The organism is Teredinibacter turnerae T7901 (genome assembly GCF_000023025.1).
Lineage (GTDB): Bacteria > Pseudomonadota > Gammaproteobacteria > Pseudomonadales > Cellvibrionaceae > Teredinibacter > Teredinibacter turnerae_B.
On record NC_012997.1, the window covers coordinates 1109521 to 1132324 of the forward strand.

Here is a 22804-nt window from a genome sequence, read left to right on the forward strand (position 1 = left end):
CCACAACCCTCGATGCCCTTTCTACACAGGTATGCCAACCGTATATCTGACCATCCTGAAGTGCGGGGGAGTATCAAACTTACTTCCTTGGATGGGCGGAAATGCAGACACGTTAGTGTCCGCTTGCCGCCCCTCCACCGGTGCATTGAGACAATAGGTCTCGCGCGGGTCTATCAATGCGGTAGGCACCGGATAAAACACGCATAATTTGAATATGATCAAAGATCATCTGATTGCGGCAGTGCAGCGAGATTCTACTGCGCGGGGCGACAGGTTATCTGCGTTACTATTCGGCTTCAGGAAAACTCTTCAATATTGGCTCACTGCTGAGGTGGGCCGCGTTATCCTTTTCCTGGAGCTGCGAAGCTTAAGGGATTCACACGTTTGTCACTAAGCCGCATGACGCTAAGATCTGTAATTAGCTAAATTCAGCGCGGGTGAGGATTTCTTTGAGGTTATTAAAACACGATATAAAACGAGGATAAGCAAGTGGAAAAGCTCTCCGGTGGAGACATTCTTATTAGGTCGCTTGCCGACGAAGGGGTAGAAACCGTTTTCGGTTATCCCGGTGGTGCAGCACTTCATATATACGATGCAATTTTTCGCCAAAAGCAGGTGAAGCATGTGCTCGTGCGGCATGAGCAAGCGGCGACGCACGCGGCTGATGGCTACGCGCGCTCAACGGGTAAGACAGGGGTGGTGCTTGTAACTTCGGGCCCCGGCGCGACCAATGCCATTACAGGTATAGCAACTGCCTATATGGACTCTATTCCAATGGTGGTTATTTCCGGTCAGGTGGTATCGGACAAAATTGGCGAGGACGCCTTTCAGGAAACCGATATGGTGGGTGTTTCCCGCCCTATCGTGAAACACAGCTTTCTGGTGAAAGATCAGAAGGATATCGCAGAAACGGTCAAAAAAGCCTTTTACATTGCGTCAACCGGCCGTCCTGGTCCGGTGGTCATTGATATTCCCAAGGATATTACGAACCCGGTGGATAAGGTCGAATATCACTATCCGGAGAAGATAAAGCTGCGTTCATATACGCCAGCGAGTAAAGGCCACTCCGGACAGATCAAAAAAGCGGTTCAATTGATGCTGACTGCCCGTCGCCCGATGATTTATGCCGGCGGCGGTGTGGTGCAAGGCAACGCGTCGGCCCAGTTAACGGCAATCGCGCAGATGCTGAATTTTCCGGTAACAAATACGTTGATGGGCTTGGGCGCCTACCCGGGAACAGACCGACAATTTCTCGGCATGCTCGGCATGCACGGCACCGTAGAAGCGAACACAGCGATGCACCACGCAGACGTGATCTTTGCCGTGGGTGCTCGATTTGATGACCGTGTTACCAATACCCCGAGCAAGTTTTGCCCGTCGGCAAAAATTATTCACGTAGATATCGACCCAGCATCGATTTCAAAAACCGTCGCTGCAGATATTCCTATTGTCGGCCCAGTTGAATCGGTGTTGGATGAAATGCTCTCCCTGCTGAATGAAACCAACGAACGGCCTGATGCTAAAGCCATTGCAGGCTGGTGGAAGGAAATTGACGAGTGGCGCAATCGCTACGGTATTCTGACCAAGCCTCGCTATGACACAAGTGGCGATATGCTGATGCCTCAAGAAGTGGTTCGCGCATTGTTCGAAGTGACTAACGGCGACGCTTACGTGTGCTCGGATGTTGGTCAGCATCAGATGTTTAGCGCCCAGTATTATCAATTCGACAAACCGCGCCGTTGGATCAACTCTGGTGGGCTTGGCACCATGGGCTTTGGTCTGCCTGCGGCCATGGGTGTACAGATGGCCCACAGGGATGCGGTTGTTGCCTGTGTAACGGGAGAGGGCAGTATTCAAATGTGTATTCAGGAGCTGTCTACCTGTACCCAATACCACTTGCCGGTGAAAATTATCTGCCTCAACAATCAGGCGTTGGGGATGGTTAAACAGTGGCAGGACATGCAATACGATTCGCGCTACTCCGAAAGCCTGTACGAAGATTCTCTCCCGGATTTCGTCAAGCTGATGGATGCGTATGGGCACGTAGGAATGCGTGTGACTAAGCGAGATGAGCTGAAAGCCAAACTGGAAGAGTGTTTCGCCATGAAAGATCGCTGCGTCTTTATGGATATTTATGTCGATCCAAAAGAGCATGTTTACCCAATGCAGGTTGCGCCGAATGGTTCCATGCGCGATATGTGGCTAAGCAAAACGGAGCGTACCTGATGAAAAGAATTATTTCCCTGTTAATGGAAAACGAACCTGGTGCTTTATCGCGGGTTGTCGGCTTATTTTCGCAGCGTGGTTACAACATCGAAACGCTTAACGTGGCTCCAACCGAAGATCCAACGTTGTCACGTCTTACGTTGACTACGATGGGGGACGATCACAAGATCGAGCAGATTACTAAACATTTGAACCGTTTGGTTGATGTGGTAAAACTGGTGGACCTTACTGAAGGTCAACACATCGAGCGTGAATTGATGATGGTCAAGGTGCGTGCAACTGGCGCCCAGCGCGCGGAAATCAAGCGATGTGTTGATATCTTTCGCGGTCAGATTATCGATGTAACGGCCTCCGTATACACTGTTCAGCTCACCGGCGCCAGCGACAAACTTGATGCGTTTTACCAGGCAGTGGGCGAAGCGTCCATCCTGGAAGTGGTGCGCTCGGGTGTGTCAGGAATAGCTCGTGGTGAAAAAGTCCTGAGTCTGTAATATTCAGCCAGTAATGTGTTAATAAAGCGGAGCCTCGGCTCCGTTTTTTTTTGCCGTAACTAGATAATCTGCGAACGGAAGTCGCATGCGGTATACAACTAGCGGTTTTTAACTTGTTAGCGGGCTTCGCGTTCCGGCGAGATACTATACAATTTACAGAACGCCGGCGCGCGTGGCAGTTGCGTGGTCCTTGGAATAATAGTGAATGGAAAATAAGAATGGCAATTCGAAGAAGTATTTTTTTAGTGAATAATCTGAGTAAACAGCTGGCGTCTGCGCTGATTGTTTTTAGTTGTATGGTGACAATTACGGCGTTTGCTGTTCCTGCGATAGAAGAATATGGACGATTGCCGGCTGTAAGTAATATGCGCATATCGCCTAGCGGGAATCTACTGGCATTTCGCAAAACGGCCAATGATAAAGACTACTTGGTTGTATTCGACCTGCAGCAGCAAAAGATTTTGCATTCGGTCGATCTTTCCGCAATTAACCCGCAGCACTTCTATTTCCTGGACGAAAAAAATCTCGTTCTCATCGTATCCGACTATATGCGCATCCAGGGTTACCGAGGGATGCACAATATGAGTAGCGCCTATCGGATTCAAATTGAGAAGGGCGACGTGGATCAGTTGCTCACTCCAGGCTACAAAATATACTTGGGTCAGCTTGGCTTGGGTCGAGTTGTTGGTTTAAACAAAAGTCGAACCCATGTGTATATGCCGGCTTTTATAGGCGAGCCTCACGTAGAAGCACCGCCAATGGCGCTTATGAGAGTCAATATTAAAAATCCTCGTAAAATCAAAGCGGTTTATACGGGGCGGAACCATACGGTAGACTTTTTTATAGGCCCAGACGGGGAACCAATTGCAGAAGAGCGTTACAACGATCGTAATAACCTCCACCAGGTTTTAGCTCGCCATGGAAACAGCTGGGAGGTGATCTACGAGCAAGAGGTAGAAATCAGGACAGCGAGCTTTGCAGGAATAACCGCGGACGGTAAGCACTTGGTGATGTTGCAGGAGGACGGTAAAACAAAGCGTAACAATTACTATCTAATGTCCCTCGCAGATGGGAGCTTGAGTCGCACTAATTTCGGTCGTCCCGACCGAGATGTAGAAGAACTCTACGAAGACATGAATCGAGTGGTTTATGGCGTGCGCTACTCGGGGTTCAACCCGAGTTACTCGTTTTTTGACAGTAAAATAGATACATTTGTTACGTCCTTGTTGGCCAAGTTTCCAGAGCACAGTGTATGGCTTTCTAGTTGGTCGAATGGTTGGGACAAAGTTACCTTCAAAGTTGAGGGGAGCCAGTATGCGGAAGATTATTTTGTGGCCGATAGGAGTGGCAAAATCGATTACATAACAACTGCAAGACCAAATATTGATGTTGCAGACATAAACCCAATTGGAACCTTCCAATACTCGGCATCAGACGGCTTAAAAATCCCGGCGCTTTTGACTATTCCGCGGGATAAAATTCAAAATATGAAAAATTTACCTGCGGTGATCCTGCCACACGGAGGTCCTGAATCCTATGACCGCATTGGCTTTGACTTCCTCCCGCAAGTACTTGCCAGCCGGGGCTATCTGGTTGTGCAGCCGCAGTTTCGTGGCTCGGACGGATTTGGTGGCGATTTCGTGCGAGCTGGCTATGGCGAATGGGGTAAAAAAATGCAAACCGATTTGTCTGATGCCGTGACAGTGCTTTCTAAAAAAGGCATGCTAGACCCAGATCACGTGTGCATTGTGGGCTGGAGCTATGGTGGGTACGCCGCACTCGCCGGGGGAGCATTTTCACCAGAACTGTATAAGTGTGTTGTGTCAATTAACGGCGTGAGTGACTTGCCGAAGATGATGAGGTCTGAGCGTCGAGACATGGGCAGGGATTCTTGGGTACTGAGTTACTGGTCTCTTGCTATGGCCAATGGTGATGCTTCAAACGAAAAGCTCAAGTCAATTTCACCGGCTTACTTCTCGGACCAATTCAAGGCCCCGGTTTTACTCATACATGGTGAGCGCGATAAAGTTGTTCCTATAGAGCAATCCAAAGTCATGCACTCACGCCTTAAAAAAGCCGGCAAAGATGTGCAACTAATTGTCGCTAACGACGACAGTCATGGCTTAATTGATGGCGAGAACCGTGTTAAAGCGGTCAAGGCTGTAGTTGAGTTTGTCGACCAAAATATCGGCAGGTGAGTCCGATAGCTCTTTTCAGGTTATACCGCGATTGGCACTCTATTGAAGCGCTCAATTCTGTTTTTTAGACTGCGAGTCGTGCAGTAAAAGTTGGCGTGGCAAGCTCGGTTTTAGAGCTGATTACGTGGAGGCAGCCTAACGGCGAACTGAAAACATTTTATTTGCTGCATATCATTAGTTGCAGCGTGAATCGCACAAATAACGACCTCAACGCGTTGTAAGCACAACAGTTTTAGTGCAAACGAGGTTGATTGTTATGTTCAGTACCTAATCACGGTTCCACGTTCGTGAGGGTGATATTGCGTTGGCTAAAACTGTGTTTTTGAGTAGGTCTGAGTCTTACGGGAAAGCATGCTCAATCTAGATCATGTGAAAATTTCACTATTCGTGGCGCGTTCAGACAGGCAAACTATGTCAATTATTTTTAGGGGCTTGCTGCTAGAGATATGTATTAGCAGCTGATTTTTTCGAGATTTGTTAAGGGTTCGGGGTTAGATATGCAAAGATGGAGTTCACTGTTACTCAACGCTCTTTTGCTTCAGGTACTAGTCGTTTGTTCGCTCGCGCAGGCTGTGCCAAGTATTGAAGAGTACGGAAAGCTTCCTGAAATAAGCCGAATTGAGCTTTCCCCGTCCGGAAAACTCATCGCTTTTCGTAAAAACGTCGATGGAAAAGACTATTTCATTGTGTTCTCCCTAGCTGATTGGAAAAAGATAGCCGCTATTGATATTACCGAACGCAACCCCCAAAAAATCGAATTTATTGATGATAATAACGTTTTGCTGGTGGTCTCCGATGAGCTTCGTATTGGCGGGTTCGTGGGCGTGAACACTATCAGCACGGCGTACCGTTTGGAGTTGGGCTCGGGAGATGTCGATCAGCTGCTTACACTTGGGAATAAAATTTTTCCTGCCCAAAATGGGTTGGGGCATGTTGTTGGGTACTCCGAAGACCGATCTCATATCTACATGACTGCATATGTGGGAGAGCGAACCACCGAGAAACCACCTTACTCCGTAATGAAGGTGAATATTAAAAAGCCCAATCGCTTGAAGGAGGTTTTTCAAGGGAAAAACTGGTCAACCGATTTTTTCATGGGTAAAGATGGACAAGTGCTCGCTGAGGAACGCTATAACGACGAAAAAAATATCCACCAGCTACTTGTGCCTAATGGGCGGGTGCGCGACGCAATCTTCGAAAAGGAAACGAAATTTGTCCATGAAACCTTTATGGGGTTAACGCCGGATTACAAATCGATCGTGGTGCTTCGCGAGGATAAAGCCACGAGTGAATGGGGTTACTTTTTAATGTCGCTGGCGGATGGCAAGGTAACCCCAACGAGTATTACGCGTACGGACAAAAGTGTGGAGGACGCTTTTGTCGATGATAATCGAATTGTTCGCGGTGTTATGTACTCAGGTCTAACCCCCAGCTATTATTTCTTTGATAAGCAGTTGAACAGTTTTGTTCAGCAGCTTGTGGCGAAGTTCCCCCAGCACAGCGTCTGGATAAGTTCTTACTCTGCGGATTGGCAAAAACTGGTGATTCGGGTAGAAGGAAGTCAATCGTCTGGTAATTACTATGTGGTCGAGCAAGGTAAAGATCCGCAACTTATCGCCTACAGTCGCCCCAGCGTTAAAGCCGGCGATGTCAATCCCATTGCAACCTTTGCATTTTCTGGCGCGGATGGCTTGCAGATTCCAACATTGCTGACCATTCCCAAGGGCAATGTAGACAAGATGAAGAACCTGCCGCTGGTGGTTTATCCACACGGTGGACCAAAGAGCTATGATCATATCGGGTTTGATTTTCTACCTCAGGTATTTGCCAGCAGAGGCTATTTGGTGGCGCAGCCGCAATTTCGCGGTTCAGACGGATTTGGCGCTGATTTTGTGCGTGCTGGCTGGGGCGAGTGGGGCAAAAAAATGCAGTCCGACGTGGATGATGTGGTTGCTGTATTGGTAAAAAAAGGAATGGTTGATCCTGCTCGGGTGTGCATTGTGGGTTGGAGTTACGGTGGATATGCTGCGCTGGCGGGTGGCGCCTTCAGCCCGGACCTGTATAAATGCGTGGTGTCCATCAATGGCGTAAGTGATTTGCCGAAGATGGATAGCATGGAAGTACACGAGAGTGGTGAGTTATCCTCCACTGTGGATTACTGGCGTCGTTCGTGGGGCCTGAGTGGCGACAATAAGATCGACCTTAAATCAATATCGCCAGCGTACTATGCGGACAATTTCAAAGCGCCCGTTCTACTCATTCATGGCGACAAGGACAAAGTTGTTTCCATTCATCAGTCAAAGGCCATGTACTCGCGGCTAAAAGAAGCAGGTAAACAGGTAGAGCTGAAGATTGCGGAGGGGGATAACCACAACCTTATCGTCGGAGAAAACCGGGTTGAAATGGTAAAGTCGGTGGTTAAATTTATAGACCAGAATATCGGCAAATAAGTAGCGGCCTATATCCTCTCCCAAAAAGCCTCCACCAGGGGGCTTTTTAGTCTCTTCTCTAGAACACAAATACCGACTTCGTAAGGGGCAAGCTCGATTTGCTCGGGCAATAGCCGCACCCGCTCTTTTAACGGACTGTTTTCCACAACAATCTCAGGTACCAGCCCGACGCCAAAGCCCAGGCTCACCATACTCACAATCGCCTCGTTGCCAGCCACCTGCGCATAGATGTTTGGCGAGATGCGCTCGCGGCTGAACCATCGGTCCAGCCTTTCCCTGGCAATACCCCGCTCAGAAAGGATAAGCGGTAAGCGCTGCCAATAGCTTTCCGGTGATTCATGTTGCTTTCGGTCGAACTGATTTGAATCTGTTGGCGAAATAAACTGCAAAGGTGATGTGGCGAAGCTTTTGATTTTAACGCCAGCGGCGGGTTTTTCTGGCTTGGCGGCGATTGCGATATCTTCTCGGCCAGCGATTACGCGCTCTATGGCTTCTGCAGGGTCGCCCGTGTGCAAACGCAACTCGATACGCGGGTGTTGACGGCGAAAATCGGTAAGAATGTCGTAGAGAAAGCTATAGCTCGCGGTGACAGAACAGTAGAGGCTTATTGCACCGCTGAGTTCCGTGGTTTGTTGCTGGAGGCGGTGTTTGATGGTTTCGAGTTGCTGCAAATTTTCACGCGCATACTTCAAAAACAGTCTGCCTTGCTCGGTGAGCATAACGGATCGGTTGTCGCGTTCGAAGAGTCTCACCTGAAGCTCTGCTTCTAGTGACTTTATCGTGCGGCTTAGTTTCGAGGGGCTCACAAAGCAACGTTCCGCTGCTTTATTAAAGTGAAGAGTTTCCGCTAACGCGACGAAAAGTTGAAGTTTATGTGGATCCATAATATTGCATTATTTGCATTAATCTGTTGCAAATATATCAGTTTACGTAACGTTTGGAATCCCCTAGACTGCGCCGATCCAGTGGGATACCCCCCAATATTGTCCAAGAATTCACCGTCGAGGAGACAACACATGCAGGTTTATTACGATAAGGATTGCGACCTTTCCATTATCCAGGGCAAAAAAGTAGCCGTTATTGGTTATGGCTCCCAGGGCCATGCACACGCGTGCAACTTGAATGACTCCGGCGTTGACGTCACCGTTGGCTTGCGTCCGGGTTCGTCCTCTATCGCAAAAGCCGAAGCGCACGGTTTGAAGGTGAGTGATGTCCCCGCTGCAGTGGCTGCCGCTGATGTGGTAATGATTCTGACTCCTGATGAATTTCAATCTCAGTTGTACAAGAATGAAATCGAACCTAATTTGAAAGAAGGTGCCACCCTGGCTTTCGCACATGGCTTCGCGATTCACTATAACCAGGTTGTACCACGCAAGGACCTTGATGTAATTATGATCGCGCCTAAGGCGCCGGGTCACACGGTTCGCTCTGAATTCGTCAAAGGCGGTGGTATCCCCGATCTGGTTGCTATTTTCCAGGATGCGTCAGGCAACGCTAAAGACGTGGCATTGTCTTACGCCTGCGGTGTTGGCGGCGGCCGTACTGGTATCATCGAGACGACTTTTAAAGATGAAACTGAAACGGATCTTTTCGGTGAGCAGGCTGTGTTGTGCGGCGGTGCTGTAGAGCTCGTGAAAATGGGATTCGAAACGCTCACGGAAGCGGGTTACGCACCAGAAATGGCGTACTTTGAATGCTTGCATGAATTAAAGCTGATCGTAGACTTAATGTACGAAGGCGGCATTGCGAACATGAACTACTCTATTTCTAACAATGCTGAGTTTGGTGAGTATGTCACCGGTCCTCGCGTGATTAATGAAGAGAGCCGTAAAGCAATGCGTCAAGCGCTGAAAGATATTCAGGACGGCGAGTACGCTAAGAACTTCATTCTGGAAGGTCAGACTAACTATCCTTCAATGACTGCCCATCGTCGAAATAATGCAGCACACCCCATCGAGCAAGTGGGTGAAAAGCTGCGAGCAATGATGCCTTGGATCGAATCCAATAAGATTATCGATAAGTCAAAGAACTAAGCTTGACCGATTCGTGTCTAACGCGGCTACGGCCGCGTTTTTTATTGGTGCCGTTGGCGGTTGAGTTGCCGTAGGTTTATTATCTCAGGAATTAACGTACACCAAACAGGAACGATATTGATGCCAGACCAAAATCCATCCGAGAGTGCGGAATCCATCAGCGCCAAGGTATCTGATGTAATCCCGATAGATGAGCACGAGGAAGACGAAGTTGCGGAAAATGGCAAGTTAGTCAGGCGTAGAGGCGTATATTTATTGCCAAACTTGTTCACCACGGGAGCACTGTTTGGTGGGTTTTTCGCAATTATCTCTGCGATGAACGAAAACTTTGCGAATGCGGCCATGGCCATTTTTGCCGCGCAAATACTTGATGGTTTCGATGGCCGTGTAGCCCGAATGACTAATACCACCAGTAAGTTCGGTACAGAGTACGACAGCTTGTCCGACATGGTATCGTTTGGCTTGGCCCCTGCCATCGTGATGTTTAGCTGGGCTCTCGAGCCGTTGGGCAAGTTCGGGTGGGCGGCTGCGTTCGTTTTTGCGTGTTGCGCCGCATTGCGATTGGCCCGCTTCAATACACAAGTAGGCACTACCGATAGCCGTTACTTCACCGGTTTGGCGAGCCCTCCCGCAGCCACATTGCTGGCTTCTGGCGTTTGGCTTGGCAGTGGGTACGAACTAACAGCAGAGGTGTCTGTATTCGCAGCGCTGGTGACTGCTTTTGTCGGTTTTATGATGGTTTCGAATCTGCGCTATCAAAGCTTCAAAGGGCTGGATGCCAACAGACGCGTCCCATTTGTCGCTATGCTCATCACACTGTTTGTTTTTGTCGTAATCACCATTAACCCGCCGATGGTGCTGTTTGGGTTGGCGTTCACTTATGCAATCTCTGGCCCGGCGGGTTGGGTTTGGGATCATCTAAAGCCCAAGAAGGTTGATGCCAAGTTGGGGGAATCTCAGGCAAGAGAATCTGTTGACGGGCAGGAGTGAATTTGGCGTTTTTTTGATCGTCAAAAAAACTTCAAAAAAAAGTTGACGCTCATGAGGCTCGTAATCATAATGCGCGCCTCTCAACGACGAGACCCTAAGGGCTTGGTTGAGAATGCAGGTTTTTCGAATTTTTTAAATCTTTTTCGAATTAAAAATTCTTTTAAAAAAAGCTTGCGAAGGGATGAGGCATCCGTATAATGCGCGCCTCTCCACAGGGAGAAGGAAAAGCAAGGTTGGTTAGGCGGTAACGCAACTGACTGAAAAAGTTGAAAAAACTTCTTGCTAAACGGATTTGGATGTGTATAATTCGCATCCCGCGATTGAGACAGGGTTTTGATCGCAACGCTCTTTAACAACTAGATCAAGCAATGCGTGTGGGTGCTTGTGGGCTGGTGATGCGTCAGCTTCTTCGGAAGCAAAAGTATTATCAGTGAACAAGTAACTCAACAATTCATTACGTCGTTTCAACTGTTTGCGCAGTTGAGATAACAGAGTAATTGGTTAAAGCAAGTTAGTTTGTTTAACTGAGACAAAATTAAGACATTCTTGATTCATTGGAATGTCGACTCTTTAAACTGAAGAGTTTGATCATGGCTCAGATTGAACGCTGGCGGCAGGCCTAACACATGCAAGTCGAGCGTGAAAGCCTTCGGGTGAGTAAAGCGGCGGACGGGTGAGTAACGCGTGGGAATCTGCCTGATAGTGGGGGACAACAGTCGGAAACGACTGCTAATACCGCATACGTCCTAAGGGAGAAAGTGGGGGATCTTCGGACCTCACGCTATCAGATGAGCCCGCGTCGGATTAGCTAGTAGGTGAGGTAATGGCTCACCTAGGCGACGATCCGTAGCTGGTCTGAGAGGATGATCAGCCACATTGGGACTGAGACACGGCCCAAACTCCTACGGGAGGCAGCAGTGGGGAATATTGCACAATGGGGGAAACCCTGATGCAGCCATGCCGCGTGTGTGAAGAAGGCCCTCGGGTTGTAAAGCACTTTCAGCAGTGAGGAAAGGTTGTACGTTAATAGCGTGCATCTGTGACGTTAACTGCAGAAGAAGCACCGGCTAACTCCGTGCCAGCAGCCGCGGTAATACGGAGGGTGCAAGCGTTAATCGGAATTACTGGGCGTAAAGCGCGCGTAGGCGGTTATTTAAGCTAGATGTGAAAGCCCTGGGCTCAACCTGGGAACTGCATTTAGAACTGGGTAACTTGAGTACAGCAGAGGATAGTGGAATTTCAGGTGTAGCGGTGAAATGCGTAGAGATCTGAAGGAACATCAGTGGCGAAGGCGACTGTCTGGGCTGATACTGACGCTGAGGTGCGAAAGCGTGGGGAGCAAACAGGATTAGATACCCTGGTAGTCCACGCCGTAAACGATGTCTACTAGCCGTTGGTCTCCTTGAGGGATTAGTGGCGCAGCTAACGCAGTAAGTAGACCGCCTGGGGAGTACGGTCGCAAGATTAAAACTCAAATGAATTGACGGGGGCCCGCACAAGCGGTGGAGCATGTGGTTTAATTCGAAGCAACGCGAAGAACCTTACCAGGTCTTGACATCCTAGAAACTTAGCAGAGATGCTTTGGTGCCTTCGGGAATCTAGAGACAGGTGCTGCATGGCTGTCGTCAGCTCGTGTCGTGAGATGTTGGGTTAAGTCCCGTAACGAGCGCAACCCTTGTCCTTAGTTGCCATCAGTTCGGCTGGGAACTCTAAGGAGACTGCCGGTGACAAACCGGAGGAAGGTGGGGACGACGTCAAGTCATCATGGCCCTTACGACCTGGGCTACACACGTGCTACAATGGGCTGTACAAAGGGTTGCCAAGCCGCGAGGTGGAGCTAATCCCATAAAACAGTTCGTAGTCCGGATTGGAGTCTGCAACTCGACTCCATGAAGTCGGAATCGCTAGTAATCGTAAATCAGAATGTTACGGTGAATACGTTCCCGGGCCTTGTACACACCGCCCGTCACACCATGGGAGTGGGTTGCACCAGAAGTAGCTAGTCTAACCTTCGGGAGGACGGTTACCACGGTGTGATTCATGACTGGGGTGAAGTCGTAACAAGGTAGCCCTAGGGGAACCTGGGGCTGGATCACCTCCTTAACGATAACGCACACCTCCCATAAGTTCCCACACGCATTGCTTGATCGAGCGAAAGTTGCAGTAGGCAATAGGCCTGTAGCTCAGCTGGTTAGAGCGCACCCCTGATAAGGGTGAGGTCGGCAGTTCAAGTCTGCCCAGGCCTACCACTCTGAAATGGGGCTATAGCTCAGCTGGGAGAGCGCCTGCCTTGCACGCAGGAGGTCTGCGGTTCGATCCCGCATAGCTCCACCATTTCACGGAGTGAAAACAGCTGCAACGCGTGAAACCAGAAACATACTTTCTTAAGTGTTCTTACTATTTAAGAGATTATATTTCTGCTGTTACGCAGAACGTTCTTTAAAAATTCGGAAACGAAAGTTGTAAAACATTGCATTTATAGCGATAACGACGAGTTGATGAAAGTTAACTCAAGTTGCTTATCCGGTGCGTTGTTATGCAGCAGCATTCAAATTATGTGTAGAGACACTCAGTTATCGACTGGTGACTTAATGCAGATGAAATGCTTTCAGTAACGGGTTGATCCTATAGTCAGGTTAACCTTGGAAGTGTGGAATTTGTATGACGGATCCAGGAGAAATTGTAACGAATAAGTCGACAATACTTGTTCACGTCCAACTAACGCGAGTTTGACGAAGGGATTTTTATGGTAAGCAAGTCTTACCGTAAGAAAGCTGAGTCAGAGTTTTATCCGTTATATGGTCAAGTGAATAAGTGCACACGGTGGATGCCTTGGCAGTTGGAGGCGATGAAAGACGTAGGAGCCTGCGAAAAGCTTGGGGGAGTTGGCACGCAAACATTGATCCCAAGATGTCTGAATGGGGAAACCCACCTCTTAGGAGGTATCTTGCACTGAATCCATAGGTGTAAGAGGCGAACCCGGGGAACTGAAACATCTAAGTACCCGGAGGAAAAGAAATCAACCGAGATTCCCTTAGTAGCGGCGAGCGAACGGGGAGCAGCCGAGAATTAATGATTTAGTAGAACAGTCTGGAAAGTCTGGCGATAAAGGGTGATAGCCCCGTATACGAAGGATCATTAGTTCCATATTAAGTAGGTCGGGACACGTGTTATCTTGACTGAAGATGGGGGGACCATCCTCCAAGGCTAAATACTCCCAACTGACCGATAGTGAACCAGTACCGTGAGGGAAAGGCGAAAAGAACCCCTGTGAGGGGAGTGAAATAGAACCTGAAACCGTGTGCATACAAGCAGTGGGAGCTCTTCGGAGTGACCGCGTACCTTTTGTATAATGGGTCAGCGACTTATTGTCAGTGGCAAGGTTAACCGTATAGGGGAGCCGTAGAGAAATCGAGTCTTAATAGGGCGTCGAGTCGCTGGCAATAGACCCGAAACCGGGCGATCTACCCATGGGCAGGTTGAAGGTGCCGTAACAGGCACTGGAGGACCGAACCGACTAATGTTGAAAAATTAGCGGATGACCTGTGGGTCGGAGTGAAAGGCTAATCAAGCCCGGAGATAGCTGGTTCTCCCCGAAAACTATTTAGGTAGTGCGTCATGTCTCACCCACGGGGGTAGAGCACTGTTTGGGCTAGGGGGTCATCCCGACTTACCAACCCCATGCAAACTCCGAATACCGTGGAGTGCAATCATGGCAGACAGACGGCGGGTGCTAACGTCCGTCGTCGAGAGGGCAACAACCCAGACCGCCAGCTAAGGTCCCAAATACCAGTTAAGTGGGAAACGATGTGGGAAGGCTTAGACAGCTAGGAGGTTGGCTTAGAAGCAGCCACCCTTTAAAGAAAGCGTAATAGCTCACTAGTCGAGTCGGCCTGCGCGGAAGATTTACCGGGGCTCAAACTGGTAACCGAAGCTGCGGATCCGTAAGGATGGTAGGGGAGCGTTCTGTAAGCCTGTGAAGGTGTGTTGTAAGGCATGCTGGAGGTATCAGAAGTGCGAATGCTGACATGAGTAACGACAAGAGGGGTGAAAAACCCCTCCGCCGGAAGATCAAGGTTTCCTGTCCAACGTTAATCGGGACAGGGTTAGTCGGCCCCTAAGGCGAGGCAGAAATGCGTAGTCGATGGGAAACAGGTTAACATTCCTGTACCGACTGTTACTGCGATGGAGAGACGGAGAAGGCTAGGCCGGCATGGCGTTGGTTGTCCATGTTTAAGGTAGTAGGCTGGGGACTTAGGCAAATCCGGGTCCCTAAGGCTGAGAGCTGATGACGAGTTCCTTTTGGGACGAAGTGGTCGATGCCCTGCTTCCAAGAAAATCTTCTAAGCTTCAGGTAACAGTTGACCGTACTGTAAACCGACACAGGTGATCAGGTAGAGAATACCAAGGCGCTTGAGAGAACTCGGGTGAAGGAACTAGGCAAAATAGTACCGTAACTTCGGGAGAAGGTACGCCGCTGACGGTGAAGGGCTTGCCCCGTAAGCTGTTGGTGGTCGAAGTGACCAGGTGGCTGCGACTGTTTATTAAAAACATAGCACTCTGCAAACACGTAAGTGGACGTATAGGGTGTGACGCCTGCCCGGTGCCGGAAGGTTAATTGATGGGGTTATCTTCGGAGAAGCTCTTGATCGAAGCCCCGGTAAACGGCGGCCGTAACTATAACGGTCCTAAGGTAGCGAAATTCCTTGTCGGGTAAGTTCCGACCTGCACGAATGGCGTAACGATGGCCACGCTGTCTCCACCCGAGACTCAGTGAAATTGAAATCGCAGTTAAGATGCTGTGTTCCCGCGGCTAGACGGAAAGACCCCGTGAACCTTTACTACAGCTTTGCACTGAACTTTGAACCTACTTGTGTAGGATAGCTGGGAGGCTTTGAAACATAGACGCCAGTTTATGTGGAGCCGTCCTTGAAATACCAGCCTGGTATGTTTGAGGTTCTAACCTAGGTCCCTTATCGGGATTGGGGACAGTGTATGGTGGGTAGTTTGACTGGGGCGGTCTCCTCCCAAAGAGTAACGGAGGAGCACGAAGGTTGGCTAATCATGGTCGGAAATCATGAGGTTAGTGTAATGGCACAAGCCAGCTTGACTGCGAGTCAGACACGACGAGCAGGTACGAAAGTAGGTCATAGTGATCCGGTGGTTCTGTATGGAAGGGCCATCGCTCAACGGATAAAAGGTACTCCGGGGATAACAGGCTGATACCGCCCAAGAGTTCACATCGACGGCGGTGTTTGGCACCTCGATGTCGGCTCATCACATCCTGGGGCTGAAGCCGGTCCCAAGGGTATGGCTGTTCGCCATTTAAAGTGGTACGCGAGCTGGGTTTAGAACGTCGTGAGACAGTTCGGTCCCTATCTGCCGTGGGCGTTGGAAAGTTGAGAAGAGTTGCTCCTAGTACGAGAGGACCGGAGTGAACGAACCTCTGGTGTTCGGGTTGTCACGCCAGTGGCACTGCCCGGTAGCTATGTTCGGACGGGATAACCGCTGAAAGCATCTAAGCGGGAAGCCTCCTTCAAGATAAGCTTTCCCTGGGGCTTGACCCCCTAAAGGGCCGTTGAAGACTACGACGTTGATAGGCTGGGTGTGGAAGCGCTGTGAGGCGTTGAGCTAACCAGTACTAATTGCCCGTGAGGCTTGACCATATAACAGAGCAAACTCTGTTGAATGAGTTGAGTCGATAATTGTTCGATACAATCATGAGTGAATCTCACTAGCTGTTGATAACAGCGCGGATAAGTGACACTCGCTGTGAATGCAATGGAAAAAACACTTTCGTTTCCCCTTATTTGATGACACCGGGCACCTTTGTGGTAAGACCGAGGACATCATGCTGGCTCACGGGTTGTTTTGTGAGCGAGGCAAACAGTTTTGGCGTAAGCCATACCGGTTTGCCTGACGACAATAGAGCATTGGAACCACCTGATCCCATCCCGAACTCAGACGTGAAACGATGCATCGCCGATGGTAGTGTGGCGTTTCGCCATGTGAGAGTAGGTCATCGTCAGGCTTCTAACAAAAGCGCCCTGGTTCGAAAGAGCCGGGGCGTTTTACTATGTGCTATGAAAAAGTGTGTTCCGGGCCTGCCAATGACCAATGGTCATGGTGATGCACGCCATCCCTGGCGTGCAGGCCTGCGGCCCGCCGGCAAAGCCGCCGCCCTAAATTACATGGAGCAATTTAGTCAGGCTTCTAACAATAAACACCCCAATCGTGTAAGCGGTTGGGGTGTTTTCTTTTCTGGGTATGTGGGTATGACCTACTCTCTGAGAGTAGCGGAGCGCCGCCCGGGTCATCGTCAGGCTTCTAACATAAAAGCCCCAATCAGAAATAGTTGGGGCTTTTTACTGTGTGCTATAAAAAAGTGTGTTCCGGGCCTGCCAATGACCAATGGTCATGGTGATGCACGCCATCCTTGGCGTGCAGGCCTGCGGCCCGTCGGCAGAGCCGACGCCCTAAATTACATGGAGCAATTTAGTCAGGCTTCTAACATAAAAGCCCCAATCAGAAATGGTTGGGGCTTTTTACTATGTGCTATAAAAAAGTGTGTTCCGGATCTGCCAGTGACCTACGGTCATGGTGATGCACGGTAAGCTCCCGGCGAAGCCATCTTCCCAACCGGATTAACAACTCCAAAGATAGTGTCCACCTATTTTTAAGTGGACACCTCGTCGGCATGGCAATCTGGTGAGGCTTCTAAAATGAAACCTGCTATCAGTTTCTCTGGTAGGGGGTATTGCTTTAGGTGCTAGGGTTTGGTGGGTATTTCGATAGTGGATTATTCGAGAACCGACTTGCGAGGCTGCTTTCGGCGCCGATTTCATCCATTCGGACTTATTACACATCAATCAGGGATCTCCCTCTCGGGTGTAGAATTTGGTTACAAAGTTGGGTGGCAATACCACCTGTCGTTTCTGAATGTAACACTTGGGTGTTGATAAGATGAGTGAAGTTGCATTATCAATATTGGTCTTGTCTGTCGTAGCCATTATTGGGCTATGGATAGGCGGGATGAAAATCAAAGGGGTTGGCCTGGGGATTGGCGGCGTTTTGTTTGGTGGGCTGTTTGTTGGCCATTTTACTGCGCAGTATGGCTGGCAATTGGACGCAAAATCGCTGCACTTTATCAAAGAATTCGGGTTGATATTGTTTGTATATACAATTGGTATCCAAGTGGGGCCTGGTTTCTTTGCGTCGCTAAAAAGCAGTGGTTTACGTCTGAATGCTCTCGCAGCAGGGATTGTTTTGATCGGCGGGGCAACCGCAGTATGTCTACATTTTTTGTTCGATTTGCCGCTAAACGTTTTTCTCGGTATCTATTCCGGTGCAGTGACTAATACTCCGTCGTTAGCGGCAGGCCAGCAAATCCTCGCTGAATTGGGTATGGGACCAGAAAGTACGGCCACGCTTGGTCTTGGTTACGCCATGGCGTACCCCTTCGGTATTCTTGGTATATTGCTGAGTATGTGGTTTGTGCGGATTGTCTTCCGCGTGAATGTAGACGAGGAAGGGAACGCTTTCGATCAGGGCGCCGGTGGGAAAAAAACCGCTATCGCTTACGCGAATGTGCTTATCGAAAATAAAAATCTCACAGGTTATCCCCTTTCTGAGCTGATGGCGCTGATCGGCGAAGATATCGTGTGTTCGCGATTAAAGTCAGCGGGTGAACTAAAGGTACCATTACCTGACACCATTATTAATGAGGGCGACATTGTTCGGATAGTTGCGCCGAATAAAACCGAGTTAAAAAAAGCCGTTACTATTATCGGGAAAGAAGTTTCCGATACTCTCACCACAAAGGGTACAGGGTTTAGAAGCGATCGTGTGGTGGTTACCAACGAAAAAATGCTCGGTAACAAACTTTCAGAACTAGATATAAAAAACAAGTACAACGTCGTGATCTCCCGGCAAAACCGCGCTGGCGTCGAGCTGGTAGCCAACAAAGATTCGGTACTTCAATTTGGCGACATTCTAAATATTGTCGGAGACTCGGCGGACATCGAAAAGGTCAGTAAATTGCTGGGCAATGTTTCAAGTAAATTGAATCATGTTCAAATGCTGCCAATATTTGTAGGGATTGGTCTCGGCGTGCTTTTAGGTTCCTTGCCAATACACATCTCTGGTTTACCTGCACCACTGAAACTCGGACTGGCAGGCGGACCGCTGATTGTCGCAATCATATTGGCACGGATTGGAAGTATCGGCCGAATTTATTGGTTTATGCCTCCTAGCGCAAACCTGGCTCTGCGAGAAATCGGGATTGTCTTATTTCTTGCGGTGGTGGGTATTAAATCTGGCGCCCACTTTGTCGAAACTCTTGTAGATGGTGATGGACTGAGCTGGATGGCATATGGTGTCGTTATTACATTGGTGCCATTAATCGTGATCGGTGTCGTTGCGCGCTGGCTGATGAACGTTAATTATCTTACTGTGTGTGGTTTGATGGCAGGGTCGATGACTGATCCTCCTGCACTGGCATTCGCCAACGCTATCCACTCTACCAGTGGTGCTTCCGCCCTGGCCTACGCCACTGTGTATCCGTTGGTGATGTGTCTTAGAATTTTATCGCCGCAGATTATAGCCGTTCTACTTTGGGTAACGGTCTAAATACAGTTGCACGAAGAGCATATCTACTAGATTGTTCTTCGTGCACATTTTCTCTTTTTCTCCCACTCATCATCTTCGCCATCAAGTTGTTTGTTTCGCTTCCTCAGTATGGCGTAAAGAGCCTGATGGCCAATCAGTCTGGCCCTAACCCTTTATACTGTCTCTGACCTGACTTACTATACACGGTCGTGCCAAGCTTAACCTGGCGTTCCACACGCTCTGGCCCGTAGTGTGTTCACCTCTAAAGTAACTTGCTCATCATGAATTTTGTCCATCTTAAAGTTCGCACCGAATTCTCACTCGTCGACAGCATTATCCGGGTGAAGCCGCTGCTTCAGCGAGTGCAGGCAGAGGCCATGCCTGCTTGCGGCATCACTGATTTACATAACTTTTTCGGCTTACTGAAGTTTTATCGTGCAGCTCAAGGCTCTGGCATCAAACCTATCTGCGGTGCCGATTTTCGTATCCATAAGGCTGGAGACGACGATCTGCACCCGCCGCTGATTACACTTTATGCGATGAATCTCGCGGGTTATAAAAATATTACCGCCTTAATTTCGCGATCGTTTCAGGAAGGCCAGTCCATGGGCGAGCCGTATATCGATGAGTCTTGGTTGGAACCTCACTCGGAAGGGGTTATCGCGTTATCAGGCGCCAAGTTCGGCGAGATAGGGCAGCTTCTTGTTACCAACAAACTGGATGAAGCCGAGGAGAAGTTGCAACAAATGATGGGGATCTACCGAGATCGCTTCTATCTGGAATTGCAACGTACTGGCCGAGAAAACGACGAACTACATTTGCATCGGGCCGTAGGGCTGGCTGCAAAACTGGATTGCCCTGTAGTAGCGACTAACGATGTGCGATTTCTCGATTCCGATCAGTTTGAGGTACACGAAGCTCGGGTGTGTATCGGAGAGGGACGTACGCTGGACGATCCTCGGCGGGAGCGTCGCTACAGCGATGAACAGTACTTCCGCAGCACCGCAGAAATGTGCGAACTATTTGCCGACATTCCCGAGGCAATTGAGAACACCGTTGAAATTGCACGTCGGTGCAACCTGGATATATTGCTCGGGAAATACTTCTTGCCGGAGTATCCGATCCCTGAAGGGCTTACCGAAAACGAATTTTTCGAAAAAATCTGCCGCGAAGGGCTCGATCTGCGCCTGGAGAGAATATTGGATACGTCCGCGCCGGATTATCTTGAGCGCCGTAAAGTGTATGACGAACGGCTCAAGTTTGAACTGGATATCATCATTCAGATGGGGTTTCCCGGCTACTTTCTTATCGTGATGGATTTCATCCAGTGGGCAAAAGACCACAAGATCCCGGTGGGGCCAGGGCGAGGGTCGGGTGCCGGGTCCTTGGTCGCTTACGTACTGAAAATTACCGACCTGGACCCGCTCCAATACGATCTACTGTTCGAACGATTCCTCAATCCGGAACGGGTTTCGATGCCGGACTTCGACGTTGATTTCTGTATGGAAGACCGCGACAAGGTTATTGGCTATGTTGCCGACAACTACGGTCGTGACGCGGTATCGCAGATCATTACGTTCGGTACTATGGCGGCGAAAGCGGTGGTGAGGGACGTGGCACGTGTGCAAGGTAAATCCTACGGTCTGGCGGATAAACTTTCCAAAATGATTCCGCCGGATGTCGGTATGACGCTCACCAAAGCGTACGAGCAAGAAGAAATATTGCGTGAGTTTCTCCAAAACGACGGAGACGGGCAAGAAATATGGGATATGGCCTTACAGCTTGAGGGGGTTACCCGCAACGTTGGTAAGCACGCGGGTGGGGTGGTGATTGCGCCAACCAAGCTTATTGATTTTGCGCCACTCTATTGCGACGACACGGGCGGTGGTCTGGTAACCCAATTCGATAAGAACGATGTAGAAGACGCAGGGCTGGTTAAATTCGACTTCCTTGGCCTGCGTACACTTACCATTATCGACTGGGCAGTAACAATGATTGACCAGCAGCGTACCCGGCTCGGTGAACCGCCGCTGGATATTTCTGCTATTCCGCTTGACGACCCCACAACATTCGACATGCTGAAGAAGGCTGAGACCACCGCGGTGTTTCAGCTCGAATCGCGAGGGATGAAAGACCTTATCAAGCGGCTGCAGCCAGACAACCTCGAAGATATGATCGCATTGGTGGCGCTGTTCCGGCCTGGGCCATTGCAATCTGGCATGGTGGACGACTTTATTAACCGCAAGCACGGGCGGGCGCAGGTTGCCTACCCGGATGCCAAATACCAGCACACCTCGTTGCAGCCGATACTCGAACCCACATACGGTGTAATCGTTTATCAGGAACAGGTGATGCAGATTGCTCAGGTATTGGCCGGATATACGCTGGGTGGCGCTGACCTGCTCCGGCGGGCGATGGGTAAGAAGAAGCCCGAAGAAATGGCAAAGCAGCGGAGTATTTTTGCGGACGGCGCCAAAGGGCTTGGGATTGACCCCGATCTGGCAATGAAAATTTTCGACTTGGTAGAAAAGTTTGCGGGCTATGGTTTCAACAAGTCTCACTCCGCAGCCTATGCGTTGGTGAGCTACCAAACTGCATGGCTGAAAGCGCACTATCCTGCGCATTTTATGGCGGCGACTATGTCGTCGGATATGGATAAAACCGACAAAGTGGTGACCTTCATTGAAGAGTGTCGCACCATGAAGCTTAATCTTCTGCCGCCAGATGTGAACAGAGGTGAGTTTCAGTTCACGGTCGATGAAGACGCCAATATTATTTATGGTCTGGGCGCTATTAAGGGACTGGGGGAAGGCCCTGTGGAAAGTATTCTGGAGGCGAGGAAAACAGGGCCATTTAAAGACCTATTCGACTTTTGTGCGAGAGTGGACGGCCGGCGCCTTAACAAGCGCGCGCTCGAGGCGTTGGTGCGTAGCGGTGCACTGGATAACCTCGGTCCAGGGAAGGACATCGACTATGATCGAGCGGTTATGCACATCGCAATTGCGGAGGCTGTAAAAGCGGCTGAACAAAAGTCCGCCAACGCTAACGCAGGGATTTCCGATTTATTCGGGGAGGTTGTTCCTGTGTCCGAGGATCGCCAGTCGGTGTACCAGGATTTTCATCGTGTGCGTCGGTGGAGTATGAAAGAACGCCTGAACGGCGAGAAAGAAACTCTGGGACTGTATCTGACCGGGCACCCCATTGACGAATACGATAAAGAGCTGTCAAATTTTGTCTCTTCGCGAATTTTTCATTTAAAAGCTGAAAAAAATAAGCAGACTGTCGCTGGCCTTGTGGTGGCGTTCAGAGTGATGAAAACAAAACGCGGAGACAACATGGCCTTTGTCACCTTGGATGATCGGACTGGACGAATTGAAGTCGCTGTGTTTTCAGATGCTTATAGTGACAATAGGGAGAAGCTGGTAAAAGACGCTCTTTTGGTAATTACCGGCCAAGTGAGCTTCGATGACTATAGCGGTGGCTTGAAAATGCGCGCCGATGAAATCACTGATCTCAATGAAGCTCGCCAAGCCAGTGTGCGCGCTATTAAGCTTCGCTGGCGGAGCGAGGCGCTGCCATTGGATTATGAAAAACAGTTCCGCGAGTTGGTAAAGTCCTATAGTGGCGCGGGGAATTGCGCATTAATTGTTGACTACCAGAAGGCCGGCGTGTCAGCAACTTATACGCTTTCACAGGAATGGAATGTCGCCCCTGGTGACGAACTGGTAGAGAGCTTGAAAATGCTGTATGGCAATAAAAATGTTGAGCTTGTGTATCAATCGGGCGCCACCCACTAGGCGTAGTTGATT

10 protein-coding genes, 2 tRNA genes and 3 rRNA genes are annotated in these 22804 nt (G+C 49.6%); 14 read left to right on the forward strand and 1 reads right to left on the reverse strand.

The annotated features are described in order from the left end of the window. Nucleotides 1-489: 489 nt before the first annotated feature. The 4 genes from TERTU_RS04690 (at nt 490) to TERTU_RS04705 (ending at nt 7365) form a co-directional block, all read left to right on the forward strand. The gene (locus TERTU_RS04690) at nt 490-2226 is read left to right on the forward strand and encodes an acetolactate synthase 3 large subunit (protein WP_015818963.1); all 1737 of its coding nucleotides are present in this window, start codon (nt 490-492) and stop codon (nt 2224-2226) included. Further along, complete coding sequence (gene ilvN, locus TERTU_RS04695; protein WP_015820762.1) at nt 2226-2717, forward strand: acetolactate synthase small subunit; 492 nt, start codon at nt 2226-2228, stop codon at nt 2715-2717. The genes TERTU_RS04690 and ilvN overlap by 1 nt, the downstream gene beginning before the upstream one ends. A gap of 218 nt (nt 2718-2935) precedes the next feature. Further along, a complete protein-coding gene (locus TERTU_RS04700) occupies nt 2936-4915 on the forward strand; it encodes an alpha/beta hydrolase family protein (RefSeq protein WP_015820421.1) in 1980 nt (659 codons plus the stop codon). Nucleotides 4916-5412: 497 nt separating this feature from the next. Beyond that, nucleotides 5413-7365 carry an alpha/beta hydrolase family protein gene (locus tag TERTU_RS04705; RefSeq protein WP_015817783.1) on the forward strand — a complete coding sequence of 651 codons (1953 nt, stop codon included), beginning with the start codon at nt 5413-5415 and terminating at the stop codon, nt 7363-7365. An 8-nt stretch (nt 7366-7373) separates the two neighbouring features. Here the strand turns inward: TERTU_RS04705 and ilvY are convergent, their stop codons facing one another. Beyond that, nucleotides 7374-8249 (reverse strand): HTH-type transcriptional activator IlvY, encoded by an 876-nt coding sequence (gene ilvY, locus TERTU_RS04710; RefSeq protein WP_015817998.1) that lies wholly within the window; start codon nt 8247-8249, stop codon nt 7374-7376. A gap of 132 nt (nt 8250-8381) precedes the next feature. Between ilvY and ilvC the strand changes: the two genes are divergently transcribed. The 10 genes from ilvC to dnaE all read left to right on the forward strand — a co-directional run bounded on the left by ilvC (nt 8382) and on the right by dnaE (nt 22792). Next, nucleotides 8382-9398 carry a ketol-acid reductoisomerase gene (gene ilvC, locus TERTU_RS04715; RefSeq protein WP_015818626.1) on the forward strand — a complete coding sequence of 339 codons (1017 nt, stop codon included), beginning with the start codon at nt 8382-8384 and terminating at the stop codon, nt 9396-9398. A gap of 120 nt (nt 9399-9518) precedes the next feature. Continuing rightward, entirely contained in the window at nt 9519-10388 is an 870-nt protein-coding gene (pssA, locus tag TERTU_RS04720) for a CDP-diacylglycerol--serine O-phosphatidyltransferase (RefSeq protein WP_015818525.1), read from the forward strand. Between the two features lie 572 nt (nt 10389-10960). Then, nucleotides 10961-12491: ribosomal RNA gene (locus TERTU_RS04725) — 16S ribosomal RNA — on the forward strand. Between the two features lie 69 nt (nt 12492-12560). Then, a tRNA-Ile gene (locus tag TERTU_RS04730) sits at nt 12561-12637 on the forward strand. Between the two features lie 9 nt (nt 12638-12646). Further along, nucleotides 12647-12722 (forward strand) — tRNA-Ala (locus TERTU_RS04735). A gap of 466 nt (nt 12723-13188) precedes the next feature. After that, a 23S ribosomal RNA gene (locus TERTU_RS04740) occupies nt 13189-16054 on the forward strand. A 249-nt stretch (nt 16055-16303) separates the two neighbouring features. Beyond that, a 5S ribosomal RNA gene (gene rrf, locus TERTU_RS04745) occupies nt 16304-16419 on the forward strand. Together the 16S, 23S and 5S rRNA genes with 2 tRNA genes alongside form the textbook arrangement of a ribosomal RNA operon. A 52-nt stretch (nt 16420-16471) precedes the next feature. After that, nucleotides 16472-17002, forward strand: a complete 531-nt coding sequence (locus TERTU_RS04750; protein WP_041590061.1) for a hypothetical protein — start codon at nt 16472-16474, stop codon at nt 17000-17002. Between the two features lie 349 nt (nt 17003-17351). Beyond that, the gene (locus TERTU_RS04755; RefSeq protein ID WP_015819779.1) at nt 17352-19016 is read left to right on the forward strand and encodes a putative transporter; all 1665 of its coding nucleotides are present in this window, start codon (nt 17352-17354) and stop codon (nt 19014-19016) included. A gap of 260 nt (nt 19017-19276) precedes the next feature. Then, nucleotides 19277-22792 carry a DNA polymerase III subunit alpha gene (dnaE, locus tag TERTU_RS04760; RefSeq protein WP_015820820.1) on the forward strand — a complete coding sequence of 1172 codons (3516 nt, stop codon included), beginning with the start codon at nt 19277-19279 and terminating at the stop codon, nt 22790-22792. Nucleotides 22793-22804: the final 12 nt, after the last annotated feature.

What these genes read in the sequence shown, in the direction of transcription:
- ilvN (WP_015820762.1), top strand. Translation starts at nt 2,226, where the DNA reads ATGAAAAGAATTATTTCCCTGTTAATGGAAAACGAACCTGGTGCTTTA.
- TERTU_RS04700 (WP_015820421.1), top strand. Translation starts at nt 2,936, where the DNA reads ATGGCAATTCGAAGAAGTATTTTTTTAGTGAATAATCTGAGTAAACAG.
- TERTU_RS04705 (WP_015817783.1), top strand. Translation starts at nt 5,413, where the DNA reads ATGCAAAGATGGAGTTCACTGTTACTCAACGCTCTTTTGCTTCAGGTA.
- ilvY (WP_015817998.1), bottom strand. Translation starts at nt 8,249, where the DNA reads ATGGATCCACATAAACTTCAACTTTTCGTCGCGTTAGCGGAAACTCTT.
- ilvC (WP_015818626.1), top strand. Translation starts at nt 8,382, where the DNA reads ATGCAGGTTTATTACGATAAGGATTGCGACCTTTCCATTATCCAGGGC.
- pssA (WP_015818525.1), top strand. Translation starts at nt 9,519, where the DNA reads ATGCCAGACCAAAATCCATCCGAGAGTGCGGAATCCATCAGCGCCAAG.
- TERTU_RS04750 (WP_041590061.1), top strand. Translation starts at nt 16,472, where the DNA reads ATGAAAAAGTGTGTTCCGGGCCTGCCAATGACCAATGGTCATGGTGAT.
- TERTU_RS04755 (WP_015819779.1), top strand. Translation starts at nt 17,352, where the DNA reads ATGAGTGAAGTTGCATTATCAATATTGGTCTTGTCTGTCGTAGCCATT.
- dnaE (WP_015820820.1), top strand. Translation starts at nt 19,277, where the DNA reads ATGAATTTTGTCCATCTTAAAGTTCGCACCGAATTCTCACTCGTCGAC.